Source organism: Agrobacterium sp. Ap1 (assembly GCF_017313375.1).
In the GTDB taxonomy this organism is placed as follows: Bacteria; Pseudomonadota; Alphaproteobacteria; order Rhizobiales; family Rhizobiaceae; genus Neorhizobium; species Neorhizobium cellulosilyticum.
In genome coordinates this window covers 43,012-55,472 of sequence record NZ_JAFLMY010000025.1, presented here as the reverse complement: position 1 = coordinate 55,472, position 12,461 = coordinate 43,012, and the positions used below count along the sequence as shown (strand labels likewise).

Below are 12,461 nucleotides of genomic sequence, written 5' to 3'. Positions count from 1 at the left end.
TCCCGGTTCATAAGCGTCTTTGAAGTTGACATAGATGTTATCGATAACATATGCAATCGAAAACAAAACGCGGGAGTGAGAAATGAAGCCACAAATCCTCGTCATCGGCCCCTATCCGGAGTGGGATATGGTTGAGCTCGAAAAGAGCTACGATGTGAAGAAGCTCTATGAAGCCAGCGATCGAGACGCCTTCATCGCCAATGAAGCCAGCCAGGTAACGGCAATTGCTACGCGTGGTGAACTTGGCGCCTCGGCGGAGCTGATCGGCAGGTTGCCAAATCTGAAGATCGTTTCGGTCTACGGGGTAGGATATGACGCGGTCAATCTGGACGCCTGCCGCGAACGCGGTATCCGCGTCACCAACACACCCGATGTGCTTACCAACGACGTTGCCGATCTCGGCGTCGCTATGATGCTCTGCCAGTCGCGCGGCATGATCGGCGCCGAGCAGTGGGTGAAGGACGGAAGCTGGGCCGCCAAGGGACTTTACCCGCTTAAGCGCAAGGTCTGGGGCCGCAAGGCCGGTGTTCTCGGCCTTGGCCGCATCGGTTTCGAGGTCGCCAAGCGCCTGCGCGGTTTCGATATGGATATCGCCTATAGCGACGTCTCCGAAAAGTCCTATGCCGAGGGCATGACGTTCATTGCCGATCCGGTGGCACTTGCCGAACATTCGGATTTCCTGTTCGTGACGCTGGCGGCATCCGCTGCCACGCGGCATATCGTCTCCAAGCCGGTGATCGAGGCTCTCGGGCCGGAAGGCATGCTGATCAACATTTCACGCGCCTCCAATATTGATGAATCGGCGCTTCTGGACGCGCTTGAAAACGGTAGGCTCGGTTCGGCAGCGCTTGATGTGTTCGATGGCGAACCCAATCTCGACCCGCGCTTCCTCAAGCTCGAAAACGTGTTGTTGCAGCCGCATCATGCGTCCGGCACGATCGAGACGCGCAAGGCGATGGGCAAGCTTGTACGCGACAATCTGGCAGCGCATTTTGCCGGCCAGCCCCTTTCCACTCCGGTCATCTGAGGTCGTGTCATGAAAGCTGTCGTCATTCATTCCGCCAAGGATCTCAGGGTCGAGGAACGCGAAGTCGAGGCCGCCGGTGCGGGACAGTTGGATATCGCCATCGAAGCCGGAGGTATCTGCGGCTCCGACCTGCATTATTACAATCATGGTGGCTTCGGCACCGTGCGCGTCCGTGAGCCGATGATCCTTGGACATGAGGTTGCCGGTCGTGTGGTCGCGCTTGGAAGCGGCGTCTCCCATCTTGCGGTCGGCGATCGTGTTGCCGTATCGCCGAGCCGTCCCTGCAATAACTGCGATTATTGCCTCAAGGGCCAGCAGAACCACTGCCTCAACATGCGCTTTTACGGCAGCGCCATGCCCATGCCGCATATCCAGGGCGCGTTCCGCCAGCGCCTAGTGGCCGAAGCCTGGCAGTGCCACAAGGTGAACGAAGGCATTTCCATCAACGAGGCGGCCTTCGCCGAGCCCTTTGCCGTGACCCTGCACGCGGTCTCACGCGCCGGTTCGCTTCAGGGCAAGCGGGTTCTGGTCACCGGCTGCGGTCCGATCGGCGTCCTGTCGATCATCGCCGCCCGCCTGCATGGTGCACGCGAAGTGGTTGCGACCGACATCATGGATGCCGTGCTGGAAAAAGCGAAGGCGATCGGCGCCGACCGTGCCATCAACACCGCGTCACACCCCGATGCTCTCAACGCCTACACGGCCAACAAGGGCTATTTCGACGTTCACTTCGAGGCCTCTGGCAATGAACGCGCCGTCCGCTCAGGCCTGGAGGTGTTGAAGCCTCGCGGCATTCTCGTCCAGCTTGGCCTCGGCGGTGATATCTCGCTGCCGCAGAACACGATCGTCGCCAAGGAAATCGAGGTGAAGGGCACGTTCCGCTTCCACGAGGAATTCGGCCAGGCGGTCGACCTCATCAACCAGAAGCGCGTCGATTTCTCACCACTCCTGTCAGAGATCTACCCGGTCGCTGATGCGGTTAAGGCATTCGAGGTTGCGGGGGATCGCGGCCGTTCGATGAAGGTCCAGCTCAGCTTCTGAGCCGAATGAAACCTATCAGGTGCTGCCGCGAAGCAGCACCTGATAGCTCGTCTTGATGGTCGCGGCGGTGCTGCGCTTTTCAAGCATGGCAATCATCTGCCCGGCTGCCTGCGCGCCTATCCCGTAGCTGTCGACATTGACGGTGGTTATTCCGGGTTCAGATATCGAAGCGATCTCGTAATCACCAAAGCCGGCGATGGCGATGTCTCCCGGCACAGAAAGCCCCATTCTACGGCATTCCGTCATTGCGCCGAAAGCGGGGAGATCGCCGACGCAGATAGCAATATCGGTGTCCGCAAAATTGCGAAGCAACTGGCGGATAGCTTCTGCTCCATGCGCCATGCGCATTGGCGTGGACTCCACCGATACAACTCTGTGGCTGCTCAGGCCATGCCGCAGCAGGGCGCGGTCAAACCCGATATGACGCTGACGCCCGCGTGCATCGGAAGCTTCGGTCCCAATGATGAAGCCGAAACGCGAATAGCCTTGGGGGACGAGAGTGTCGACAAGTGCTTCCATCGCATCGGCGTTGGAGAAACCGACGACGGCATTAATTGGGTTTTCCGGCACATCCCAGGTCTCGATCACCGGAATACCGGCATTTGCAAGCATCGACCGTGCACGCGACGTATGTTCCCCGCCCGTCAGGATGATACCTTCTGGCCGACGCCGCAGCATGGATTCAATCAGCTCTTCCTCGCGCTCGACCGAATAATTCGTGTAGCCGAGGAGCAGCTGCATGCTTGTCTGCGCAAGCGCATCGGTAATCCCGCGTGCGGTGTCGGCGAAGTTCGAATTGTCGATTGAGGGGACGATTGCGGCGATGAAGCCGCTACGGCGTGAAGACAGGGTACCGGCCGACTGATCTAGAACGTAACCAAGCTGGTCAACTGCCGCCATGATGCGCTCGAACGTGCCCCTGGCGATATAGGAATTGCCCTTGAGGGCACGCGACACCGTCATCGCGGATACGCCGGCAACTCGCCCGACATCCGCCATTGTCGGTGGACCATTACCGGCTTCGGTTGGTCGGGGCTCCTGCTCGATCGACATCTTTTCTCCTGTTACGGGATGATCCAGCTGAAAGGGTGCTTTCGGGCGCGTGTCAAGGCAAGCATGTCCAATGCCCTTCTTGGCCCAGCGTCTTTATCACCGATGTCAGAATGTTCCGTACCTCGATCATCGCGCGGGTCGGGGGGTGGTTGACCGGCATGTCGAGTATGAGGCGGCGCGAGAGTATGGGGGCGGAGAGGGGAATTGCGGCAAGGTTTCCCTGCTGCATATCCGTATACACGGCACCCCTGCCGAGGATGGCAAAGCCCAGGCCTGCGCGAATGGCAGCCCTGGTACTAGCCAAGCCCTCGATCTCGCGCACAATGTTGAGGTCGCGGCCCAGCATCAAAGCCTGCCGTTCAAGCAGGACACGAATGCCGTGACGACGGGTCGGCATGATCAGCGGCAGAGAAAGTGCGTCCTCGACCGACATCTGCCCGGTTATGTCGTCAAAGCTGCCGATCCTTCCCACGGCATAAAGCCGCTCGTCGAAAAGGGGCAGGGAACTTGCCTTGGCGACATCAACGAGATTGATGGCAAGATCATGCAGATGCGTGTCGATCGCAGCTCTCAACGTCTGGCTGTCGCCCTCGCTGATCGTCAGGCGGATCTGCGGAAACATCTTCTCGCAGCTTTCCAACACGGGAACGGAGAGAATCGGGGAGAGCGAGCTCAGCATGCCAAGCGAGACATCTCCCCTCGGCGTCAGATCCTGTTGTCTGGTTTCCGCCTCAGCCTGCTCGACCGCGCGCAGGATCGACTGGGCGTGAGAGAGCAGCGTCTGTCCCGCATCGGTAAGTATCACTCCGCGGGATGTACGGTTGAGAAGCTGGACGCCCAGATAGTCCTCCAGCGAGCGCATGTGCAGGCTCAGCGGCGGTTGAGCGACACCCAGTTCCCGTGATGCCCTGGTGAAGGACCCCACTTCCGCAATCTTGGCAAAATAGCGCATCTTTAAAAGATCGAGAACCATGCATCCCCTCCACTTTCTATACCGTAAAGATATAGTACGTATCTGCAATATATATTTGTTCGAATATCGAGCTTGGCCTAGGTTTTCCATGCAGCGAGAGGAAGCGCTGTTAAAAGGAGGACACTATGAAATTTGCTCGTCTTATGACGCTAGCCGCGATCGGCGCTGCGTTGTTTTCAAATGTCGCCGCCGCCGAGCAGCTGGATGACATCAAGAAGGCTGGAGTTCTGAACTGCGGTGTTCTGACGAACTCGCCGCCGCTTGGTTTCCAGGACCCCAAGACCCGTGAGCCTAACGGTTACGAGATCGAGATTTGCCGTATGTTCGCAAAATATCTCGGCGTCAGCGCCAAGATGACCGCCGTCTCGCCACAGACCCGAATGGCCGAACTGACCCAGGGACGCGTAGACATCCTTTCATCGCTTCTGAGCTACAGCAAGGAACGCGCCGAGCAGGTGGATTTCAGCGGCGCCTATATTGCCGAGGACTTCAATTTCGTCGTGCTTGATCAGTCTGATATCAAGACTGTTGCCGACCTTTCCGGCCAGCGCATCGGGCTGGTAAAGGGCTCGGTCCTGATCCCCCTAACGGAAAAGCGCCTTCCGGATGCCCGCATCCTCTCGTTCGAAACGAGTGCCGCATCCTTCCTCGCCCTGCAGCAGGGCAAGGTGAAGGCGACCGTCTATCGTTATTCCGAAGGCAAGGCCGTGCAGCGTAATGCCGGCTCCGAGATCAAGGGACTGCGCTTCCTTGACGAACCGCTTCTCTCCATGCCGTCCGGTTTCGGCTTCCGTAAGGGATCGCCGGAACTGGTCAAGCAGGCGAACGCATTCCTCGCCGAACTGGAGACCAATGGGGAAGGCCAGAAGCTTTACGACAAGTGGCTGGGCAAGGATTCTGACCTGAAGGCCACGCGCAAGTTCGAGTTCGGCAAACCCCAGGAAACCTGGTTTACGAACTGATCTCCTCCGCATACTGCATACAGGTCAACTTTCATGGGTTACCAATTCGACTTTGGTAAGGTCCTGCAGGGTGAGTATCTCGAACTCATCCTGGAGGGTCTCCAGGCCACGATGGTGGTCTTCGTTTTCTCCTGGATTATCGGTCTGGTTCTGGCGGTCGTATTGACCGTCATTCGAGCGATCGAGTTCAAGCCGACACAGTTTCTGGTCGCTGCCTTCGTTGAATATCATCGCAACGTGCCGATGCTGATCCAGCTGTTCGTCTGGTATTTCGGTTTTGCCGTCGTCCTGCCGGATGCGGTCAACGATTATCTGAACGATATCGGGGCGGAGATCGGATATGCCATCGTGGCGCTGGCCCTGAACAAGGCGGCGTATATGTCCGAGGATTTCCGCAGCGGTCTGCGCTCCATCCATCCGGCGCAGATGGAAGCGGCGCGCTCGATCGGACTGACCTATCTCGGTGCCATGACCTGGGTGATCCTGCCGCAGGCCTGGCGCCTGGCGCTCCCGGCGCTGCTCGGGCAGACCCTCATTCTCTTCAAGGGTACCAGCCTTGCCGCCGCCATCGGTGTTGCCGAGCTCAGCTACCAGGCCCGTTATATCGAGGAGCAATCCTTCCGCATTTTCGAGGCCTACGGCATCGCCACGGCGATCTACATGCTCATCTCATTTGCGATCATGTGGCTCTCGTCAATCCTCTCCAAGCGATATGAGCTGAGGGTGAAGTAATGCTGGAAATCATTCAGGAATACTGGCTTCTGCTGCTGATCGGCGAATATCCGCACGGCAAGCTCGGCGGACTGGCGATGACGCTGATCATCTCCTTCGTCAGCCTCATCGTGACATTTCCCTGCGCAGTTCTCATCGCACTCGCCAGAACCGGAAAACCTGGCATCATCCAGTCGATTGCCAACGGTTTCGTTCACAGCGTTCGCGCCATTCCGCTGCTGATGCTGATCTTCTGGGCCTATTTCGCCGTGCCGATGATCATCGGCTTTCCGATAGATGCTGCCTTCACGCTAATCGTCGCCATCGTCATCTATCAAACGGCCTATCTGGGTGAGATCATCGCGGCTGGTATCACGGGCCTGCCGAAGGGGCAGCGGGAAGCCGCCGCAGCGCTCGGCCTCGGCTATATCCCGACCATGTTCAGGATCATCCTGCCGCAGGCGATCTTCAATGTCATTCCGGGCATCGTCAATCAGCTGACAACGATCATCAAGGAATCCTCGCTCGGCTCGATCATCGCTGTCTCGGAACTCTCATATGTCATGCTGCAGGTCAATTCCAACGAGGTGACCAAGCCGCTGCAGATCTTCGGCATCCTCGCTGCGGTCTATTTCGTCCTTTGCTTCGCTCTCAGCCAGGCAACAAATTGGCTGGAACGCCGCATTTCGTCCCGCAGAACGGGGCAGGTCGTTGTGGAGGCCGTAGCATGATCAAGTTCCAAAACGTTTCCAAGTGGTTCGGTGCCTTGCAGGTGCTGCGCGATGTCAATGCGACGGTAGCCAAGGGAACCACGACCGTTCTCTGCGGCCCTTCCGGCTCCGGCAAGTCGACACTGATCCGCACCGTCAACCGGCTGGAACCCATCCAGCAGGGCAAGATCACGTTGGCCGGGCATGACATCTACGCGAAGGATATCGACGTCAACGTGCTGCGCAGCGGCATCGGCTTCGTCTTCCAGCAGTTCAATCTTTTTCCGCATCTCTCGGTCGTGGAAAACGTCATGTTGCCGCTGTTGCGCATCCGCAAGCAATCGCGTGCCCAAGCTCGGCCTGTGGCAATGCAGATGCTGGAGCGGGTAGGGCTCGCCGACAAGGCACATTCGCTTCCCGCCGACATTTCCGGTGGTCAGTCTCAGCGCGTCGCGATTGCGCGCTCGCTGATCCTGAAGCCGGAAGTGCTTGTTCTCGACGAGCCGACCAGCGCGCTCGATCCGGAAATGGTCGGTGAGGTGCTGAAATTGCTGAGGGAACTATCGGCCGATGGCATCACCATGATGTGCGTCACCCACGAAATGGGTTTCGCCCGCGAAGTGGCGGATCGCATCTGGTTCCTGCGCAACGGCACGCTGACCTTCGACGCCGAACCCACCGCATTCTTTTCGGACGATGCCCATCACGATGTTCGCAACTTCCTTTCGGCTGTTCGTAAAAATCATTGAAATCACAGGAGCAAAACATGGTCCATATCAAGGATATTCCCGCCCGCCCGAGCAAGTCGGACATTGATGCACTGGCAAAATTTTCGCCCGCCACCATTCACGAAGCACAGGGCCGTCGGGGCGCCTTGTCGTCGCGGCTGAAGCCGGTCGATTACCGCATGAAACTCTGTGGACCGGCCTTCACGGTCAAATCCTCGCCGCGCGACAACATCATGCTGCAACTAGCGATCAACTATGCCAAGCCCGGCGACATCATCGTCGTTTCGGCGGGTGAATACGAAGAAGCAGGTTCGTTCGGCGACGTTCTGGCCAATGCCTGCCTTGCCAAGGGCATCGGCGGCCTGGTTACGGATACCGGCGTTCGTGACACGCTGCAGCTTCGCGAACTCGGTTTCCCAGTTTTCTCGCTCAGCACCTGCATCAAGGGTACGGTCAAGGAAACGATTGGCACGACGAATGACAGCATCATCGTCGGCGGCGAGATCATCAATCCGGGTGACGTGATCATCGGTGATGCCGATGGTCTGGTCGTCGTTCGCCGCAGCGAAGTGGCCGAAGCGGCAAAGCTGTCTCAGGAGCGCGAAGACGCCGAAGCCGGTTTCATCGAAGCCTACAAGGCCGGAAAATCGGTGATCGAAGTCAGCAAGCTCGAGCCGGTCCTGAAGGCGAAGGGTCTCGTGGTCGAAGCCTGAGCTCCAGCCAGAACACACACCATTTGGATATGACATGAGCGCAGCACTGAAAAAACTGACCGTTTCCTCGACCGAGGTTGCAGTCGAAATCATCGGCATGAACAAGTGGTATGGTGATTTCCACGTGCTGCGCGACATCAATCTGAAGGTGATGAAGGGCGAGCGTATCGTCATTGCCGGGCCTTCGGGCTCCGGCAAGTCGACGATGATCCGTTGCATCAACCGGCTGGAAGAACATCAGTCGGGCAATATCCTCGTCGACAATATCGAGCTTACCAACGATCTGAAGAAGATCGACGAGGTGCGCCGCGAAGTCGGCATGGTGTTCCAGCACTTCAACCTCTTCCCGCACCTGACCATCTTGGAAAACTGCACGCTTGCACCGATCTGGGTCCGCAAGATGCCGAAGAAGGAAGCCGAAGAAATCGCGATGCACTATCTGAAGCGCGTCAAGATCCCGGAACAGGCGAACAAATATCCGGGCCAGCTCTCCGGCGGCCAGCAGCAGCGCGTGGCGATCGCCCGCTCGCTCTGCATGAAGCCGAAGATCATGCTGTTCGACGAACCGACCTCGGCGCTCGACCCGGAAATGGTCAAGGAAGTGCTCGACACCATGGTCTCGCTTGCCGAAGAAGGCATGACCATGCTGTGCGTGACCCATGAGATGGGTTTTGCCCGCCAGGTCGCAAACCGCGTCATCTTCATGGACCAGGGCCAGATCGTCGAGCAGAACTCGCCGGCCGAGTTCTTCGACAATCCGCAGCACGAGCGCACCAAACTCTTCCTCAGCCAGATCCTGCACTGATTTTTAAACGTTGCAGTGCACGAACGAAAGCTAGCAATGCGAGCGGTGAGAACATGTCTGCCTGAGCTTGTCAGGCACAGTTTTCGCTCCCTGCTCTTTCTCGGAGGTTGGTTCAAATTCAATTGTAGATTCTGGTTTTGAATTCTGTGTGTGCTGCTCACCAAGAGCATCATTGCTGCTACAATTTTCTGCATTCATGCGAACTTTCAATCTGTTGACTACCTCTTCACGGAGCAGATCCAACTCATCACGAAGATCAAGCAGATCCGCTAAGATTGGCGATCGAGGAATCTTGGAGACCAGCGATAGGTATGCGTCTTCTATCCCCGCCCAGTCGCCTGACGCGCCCTCCTCCAGAGCCGCGCTTATGAGCTTTCGGCAATCACGCCGGCTTATCGTGAGGGTTTCTTGCTCTCTGGAACGCTTCACGTTCCGCGGCAACTTCTTGGGAAAAAAACGCCAGCTCCTCGGAACGAGAGAGCAGGGGGGAACAGGTCGAAACCGAAAGCGCGTTTCAATATCGCCGCTTCTGTCCCTACGGGCATACCGCTTGCCGTTGGGGCTATCTCTGCGAATGATTAGTCCGGCTTCAACCAGCGCCGCAAATGGCACCATTCTGTGAGCTCGAAGGCACAATTGGATATTCGATGGAAAGACGATCATCTGTGCATCGTGTCGGAGTTCATTTTCCGGGTAGAAACTTAAGAGAGCATCGAGAACAGCGGGGCTGCTGGACTGAAGCCAAGCTTTTCGTAGGGGACCGACGTGTCGCGAAAGATCTTCCACTTGTCAGCTTTTTTGACTGGCTCAATCTCGGGGACACAATTGACGAGATGAAGCATCTTTGAGAGGTTGCTCTTATCGACCGACATCGCGGCAATCACGATTTCTCGAGGAAATTGCTTATTCAGTTGGTGTGCAAAGCGAGCCTTCTCAATAAAGCTAAGATCTTCCCGCTCGTTGTTCTCTTGTCCTTGAGCGACCACAAGCTGTTCATCGCTCGTTCGCGAACGATAGCCTTGACTGGCAAACCAAGTTCCGCAAGGACACGAAGACGGCGATGGCCGAATGCTACTTGGTAGCGACCTGGTTGATCAGGATGCGGTCTGACCAGGATGGGAACCTGCTGCCCCTGATCCTTGATGGACGCGAGTAAGCCGGATATGTCCCCTGACATACGTTCTTGAACGAACGATGGTTCAATTGTTCCCGCGTCCAGATCGACAACCGTTTGGCCTTCCGAGAGCCGACGCTCAATATCTTCTGCACGTCCCAAACGGTCGTTCTGTTCGGGAAGCGCATTGCCAATGTTTGCCGTTAACTTGGGCGCAGGATCGCGCTCCTTACGTGCAACTCCAAGGAGCGGCATCGCGCGAGGTCTTGCGGCACGGCTGTCCGTTACGTGTGTAACTGCGTTGTCTGTTGTTACGCCAAGGATGTGCTTGCGGCTCATGCAGACCTACCCCACGCTTTCTTGATTAGACCTTCGATTTAATCGTGAACTGCATTCATCGCCTCATGGGCCAGTAGCAGTTTGCGCGGAGATACGTTTCCCCAATTTCGAGGAGTTTAGCAGCCTCTGATGGACCGAAGGAGCGAATGCCTTTTTCAGCAGTTGGCGGAAAGACCTTGAGGTGATGGGCTTGCAATTGCGTAGGCAACGCGTCGGCGTGCCTCTCCATCAAGGCCGTCTGACCTTCTATTGCCGGTGCTGCTTTTACGGCGCTCTTCGCCATCCCAAAATCCATTCCCTACCAGTGGCGATATTTTCCGCAAAACCTGCAAAGTTTCGCCATTGGCACTAAGCTCTGATTTCTAACGGCGAGCGAGAGATTTTTGGTTAACGATAACTTAATGCAATCACTGCAGCTCCACCAAGTGTCGATAAATCCTTTAGAAATTAGGCTCTTGCTTGGCAGCATCGGGCAGCTTCGTTAAAACGACTTTGACGCTTGATTGCACTTCTAGGGCGATAGAATTGCGGCAACATTGGTAGCCCTCCCAACTCGCGAGGTGCAAATTTGCACCTCGACAACACCGCCTGCTCACGGTTTGTCTCCACGCATATTCAAACGAGGGGACGATCTCATCAATGCTTCAATCGCACTACCGCCTTGTCCGGAAACTGCAGAACGCGCTTGGTGAGCGCTTATGTGTTGCCCTCGACGACCCAACCGTCGTCGAGATCATGCTCAATCCCGATGGCAAGCTGTTCATCGAACGGCTCGGGCACGGTGTCGCCCCGGCGGGCAAGATGGAGCCGGCAGCCGCGGAAACGGTGATCGGCTCCGTTGCTCACTCTCTGCAATCCGAGGCCGATGGAGAGCGCCCCATCATCTCCGGTGAGCTTCCTATGGGTGGCCACCGTTTCGAGGGGCTCCTCCCTCCCGTCGTCAACTCTCCCACTTTCACCATCCGGCGGCGCGCGTCGCACCTGATTCCGCTCGACGATTACGTCACCACAGGCATCATGACGGAAGCACAGCGTTCAATCATCCGAAGCGCTATCGCCAATCGGCTCAACATCGTCATCGCAGGCGGTACAGGGTCCGGGAAGACGACGCTCGCGAACGCTGTCATCGCCGAAGTTGTCAAATCGGCGCCCGATGACCGTATGGTCATCCTTGAGGACACTACCGAAATCCAGTCCACAGCGGAAAATGCCGTCAGCCTCCATACGAGCGACGCCATCGATATGGCTAGGCTTCTCAAGAGCACGATGCGCTTGCGTCCTGACCGGATCATTGTCGGGGAGGTGCGCGATGGGGCCGCTCTCACGTTACTCAAGGCCTGGAACACCGGCCACCCGGGCGGTGTGACGACAATCCATTCCAACACGGCGATGTCGGCGCTGCGCCGCCTTGAGCAACTGACCGCCGAGGCGAGCCAACAGTCGATGCAAGCTGTCATCGGTGAAGCGGTCGATCTGGTGATCTCGATTGAGCGCGCCGGCCGCGGACGGCGTGTGAGGGAAGTCCTTCATGTCGAGGGCTTCACCGGTTCCCGCTACCAGACTGAACATTATCCACAAATCGATGAGGACAGCCATGCCGCATAATCGTCTGCTCCGTTTGGGAATTCTCGCAGCCATCTTCGGCGCATCGATCGTCGGGCCGGCGCTTGCCAGCTCGGGCGGCAGTCTGCCATGGGAAGGACCGCTCCAGCAGATCCAGGAATCAATCACTGGCCCGGTTGCCGGCTATATCGCACTTGCCGCCGTTGCGATCGCCGGCGGCATGTTGATCTTCGGCGGCGAGCTCAACGATTTCGCGCGGCGCCTCATGTATGTAGTGCTCGTTGCCGGCATCCTGCTCGGCGCAACGACAATTGTCGGTCTCTTCGGGGCGACCGGTGCATCGATCGGGATTTCTACAGTCGCCGACCAAACGAACCCGCCACTTGGATCGGAGCCAGCGAGAGAGGAGAGGGCCAATGGCTGACGCCGGCTCCGCGCTCCATCGCAATCGCATTCATCGCGCGCTCTCGCGCCCGAACCTTTTGATGGGAGCGGATCGAGAACTGGTGCTCTTGGCGGGGCTCGCCTCGGTGATCCTGATCTTCGTGGTGCTCACGCTTTATTCTGCCCTTTTCGGTGTTGCGATCTGGATCGTCGTTGTTGGCGCGCTGCGGATGATGGCGAAATCCGACCCGGTGATGCGGCAGGTATATGTGCGCCACATGCGCTACCGCGCGCACTACCTGCCGACATCCTCCCCCTGGCGAAGCTACTGAGGTTTC

14 protein-coding genes and 2 pseudogenes are annotated in these 12,461 nt (G+C 57.6%); 11 read left to right on the top strand and 5 right to left on the bottom strand.

Translation table 11 applies throughout. From position 1 onward, the window contains the following. The first annotated feature begins 82 nt into the window (after window positions 1-82). Together JZX87_RS26850 and JZX87_RS26845 are read left to right on the top strand one after the other, a co-directional pair. On the top strand, window positions 83-1,027 hold the full coding sequence (locus JZX87_RS26850) for a 2-hydroxyacid dehydrogenase (RefSeq protein WP_206828922.1): 945 nt from the start codon (window positions 83-85) through the stop codon (window positions 1,025-1,027). Window positions 1,028-1,036: 9 nt separating this feature from the next. Beyond that, a complete protein-coding gene (locus tag JZX87_RS26845) occupies window positions 1,037-2,068 on the top strand; it encodes an L-idonate 5-dehydrogenase (RefSeq protein WP_206828921.1) in 1,032 nt (343 codons plus the stop codon). A 15-nt stretch (window positions 2,069-2,083) separates the two neighbouring features. On the opposite strand, the gene JZX87_RS26840 is transcribed toward JZX87_RS26845, so the two are convergent. Continuing rightward, window positions 2,084-3,121, bottom strand: coding sequence for a LacI family DNA-binding transcriptional regulator (locus tag JZX87_RS26840; RefSeq protein WP_206828920.1), 1,038 nt, complete (start codon window positions 3,119-3,121; stop codon window positions 2,084-2,086). Between the two features lie 52 nt (window positions 3,122-3,173). Further along, on the bottom strand, window positions 3,174-4,094 hold the full coding sequence (locus JZX87_RS26835; RefSeq protein WP_206828919.1) for a LysR family transcriptional regulator: 921 nt from the start codon (window positions 4,092-4,094) through the stop codon (window positions 3,174-3,176). Between the two features lie 125 nt (window positions 4,095-4,219). On the opposite strand from JZX87_RS26835, the gene JZX87_RS26830 reads away from it, so the two are divergent. Genes JZX87_RS26830 through JZX87_RS26805 form a run of 6 tightly spaced genes read left to right on the top strand, consistent with a single transcriptional unit; the run spans window position 4,220 to window position 8,723 of the window. Beyond that, a complete protein-coding gene (locus JZX87_RS26830; protein ID WP_183686446.1) occupies window positions 4,220-5,056 on the top strand; it encodes a transporter substrate-binding domain-containing protein in 837 nt (278 codons plus the stop codon). 33 nt (window positions 5,057-5,089) lie between these two features. Next, window positions 5,090-5,788, top strand: a complete 699-nt coding sequence (locus JZX87_RS26825; RefSeq protein WP_148148850.1) for an amino acid ABC transporter permease — start codon at window positions 5,090-5,092, stop codon at window positions 5,786-5,788. Continuing rightward, window positions 5,788-6,498, top strand: a complete 711-nt coding sequence (locus tag JZX87_RS26820; RefSeq protein ID WP_148148849.1) for an amino acid ABC transporter permease — start codon at window positions 5,788-5,790, stop codon at window positions 6,496-6,498. The genes JZX87_RS26825 and JZX87_RS26820 overlap by 1 nt, the downstream gene beginning before the upstream one ends. Continuing rightward, entirely contained in the window at window positions 6,495-7,226 is a 732-nt protein-coding gene (locus JZX87_RS26815) for an amino acid ABC transporter ATP-binding protein (RefSeq protein ID WP_206828918.1), read from the top strand. The genes JZX87_RS26820 and JZX87_RS26815 overlap by 4 nt, the downstream gene beginning before the upstream one ends. Window positions 7,227-7,243: 17 nt before the next feature. Then, window positions 7,244-7,918, top strand: a complete 675-nt coding sequence (locus JZX87_RS26810) for a 4-carboxy-4-hydroxy-2-oxoadipate aldolase/oxaloacetate decarboxylase (RefSeq protein WP_148148847.1) — start codon at window positions 7,244-7,246, stop codon at window positions 7,916-7,918. 34 nt (window positions 7,919-7,952) lie between these two features. Next, window positions 7,953-8,723 carry an amino acid ABC transporter ATP-binding protein gene (locus tag JZX87_RS26805; RefSeq protein WP_183686440.1) on the top strand — a complete coding sequence of 257 codons (771 nt, stop codon included), beginning with the start codon at window positions 7,953-7,955 and terminating at the stop codon, window positions 8,721-8,723. A 30-nt stretch (window positions 8,724-8,753) separates the two neighbouring features. On the opposite strand, the gene repC is transcribed toward JZX87_RS26805, so the two are convergent. From repC to JZX87_RS31545, 3 genes and pseudogenes are all read right to left on the bottom strand, one after another. Beyond that, window positions 8,754-9,509, bottom strand: coding sequence for a plasmid replication protein RepC (gene repC, locus JZX87_RS26800; protein WP_353654268.1), 756 nt, complete (start codon window positions 9,507-9,509; stop codon window positions 8,754-8,756). A gap of 29 nt (window positions 9,510-9,538) precedes the next feature. Beyond that, window positions 9,539-10,176, bottom strand: a pseudogene (gene repB, locus JZX87_RS26795) (plasmid partitioning protein RepB); the annotation flags it as partial. A gap of 85 nt (window positions 10,177-10,261) precedes the next feature. After that, window positions 10,262-10,459 (bottom strand): annotated as a pseudogene (locus JZX87_RS31545) (plasmid partitioning protein RepA); the annotation flags it as partial. 356 nt (window positions 10,460-10,815) lie between these two features. Between JZX87_RS31545 and trbB the strand changes: the two are divergent. From trbB to JZX87_RS26780, 3 genes are read left to right on the top strand one after another with little or no spacing between them, the layout of a single operon-like run. Continuing rightward, window positions 10,816-11,781 carry a P-type conjugative transfer ATPase TrbB gene (trbB, locus tag JZX87_RS26790; RefSeq protein ID WP_148148417.1) on the top strand — a complete coding sequence of 322 codons (966 nt, stop codon included), beginning with the start codon at window positions 10,816-10,818 and terminating at the stop codon, window positions 11,779-11,781. Further along, the gene (locus JZX87_RS26785) at window positions 11,771-12,163 is read left to right on the top strand and encodes a TrbC/VirB2 family protein (protein ID WP_148148418.1); all 393 of its coding nucleotides are present in this window, start codon (window positions 11,771-11,773) and stop codon (window positions 12,161-12,163) included. The genes trbB and JZX87_RS26785 overlap by 11 nt, the downstream gene beginning before the upstream one ends. After that, entirely contained in the window at window positions 12,156-12,455 is a 300-nt protein-coding gene (locus JZX87_RS26780) for a conjugal transfer protein TrbD (protein ID WP_183686436.1), read from the top strand. Before JZX87_RS26785 ends, JZX87_RS26780 begins: the two co-directional genes overlap by 8 nt. The last annotated feature ends 6 nt before the right edge of the window (window positions 12,456-12,461 follow it).

Excerpts from the sequence above, each read along its gene's own strand:
- JZX87_RS26850 (WP_206828922.1), top strand. The coding sequence starts at position 83 with ATGAAGCCACAAATCCTCGTCATCGGCCCCTATCCGGAGTGGGATATG.
- JZX87_RS26845 (WP_206828921.1), top strand. The coding sequence starts at position 1,037 with ATGAAAGCTGTCGTCATTCATTCCGCCAAGGATCTCAGGGTCGAGGAA.
- JZX87_RS26840 (WP_206828920.1), bottom strand. The coding sequence starts at position 3,121 with ATGTCGATCGAGCAGGAGCCCCGACCAACCGAAGCCGGTAATGGTCCA.
- JZX87_RS26835 (WP_206828919.1), bottom strand. The coding sequence starts at position 4,094 with ATGGTTCTCGATCTTTTAAAGATGCGCTATTTTGCCAAGATTGCGGAA.
- JZX87_RS26830 (WP_183686446.1), top strand. The coding sequence starts at position 4,220 with ATGAAATTTGCTCGTCTTATGACGCTAGCCGCGATCGGCGCTGCGTTG.
- JZX87_RS26825 (WP_148148850.1), top strand. The coding sequence starts at position 5,090 with ATGGGTTACCAATTCGACTTTGGTAAGGTCCTGCAGGGTGAGTATCTC.
- JZX87_RS26820 (WP_148148849.1), top strand. The coding sequence starts at position 5,788 with ATGCTGGAAATCATTCAGGAATACTGGCTTCTGCTGCTGATCGGCGAA.
- JZX87_RS26815 (WP_206828918.1), top strand. The coding sequence starts at position 6,495 with ATGATCAAGTTCCAAAACGTTTCCAAGTGGTTCGGTGCCTTGCAGGTG.
- JZX87_RS26810 (WP_148148847.1), top strand. The coding sequence starts at position 7,244 with ATGGTCCATATCAAGGATATTCCCGCCCGCCCGAGCAAGTCGGACATT.
- JZX87_RS26805 (WP_183686440.1), top strand. The coding sequence starts at position 7,953 with ATGAGCGCAGCACTGAAAAAACTGACCGTTTCCTCGACCGAGGTTGCA.
- trbB (WP_148148417.1), top strand. The coding sequence starts at position 10,816 with ATGCTTCAATCGCACTACCGCCTTGTCCGGAAACTGCAGAACGCGCTT.
- JZX87_RS26785 (WP_148148418.1), top strand. The coding sequence starts at position 11,771 with ATGCCGCATAATCGTCTGCTCCGTTTGGGAATTCTCGCAGCCATCTTC.
- JZX87_RS26780 (WP_183686436.1), top strand. The coding sequence starts at position 12,156 with ATGGCTGACGCCGGCTCCGCGCTCCATCGCAATCGCATTCATCGCGCG.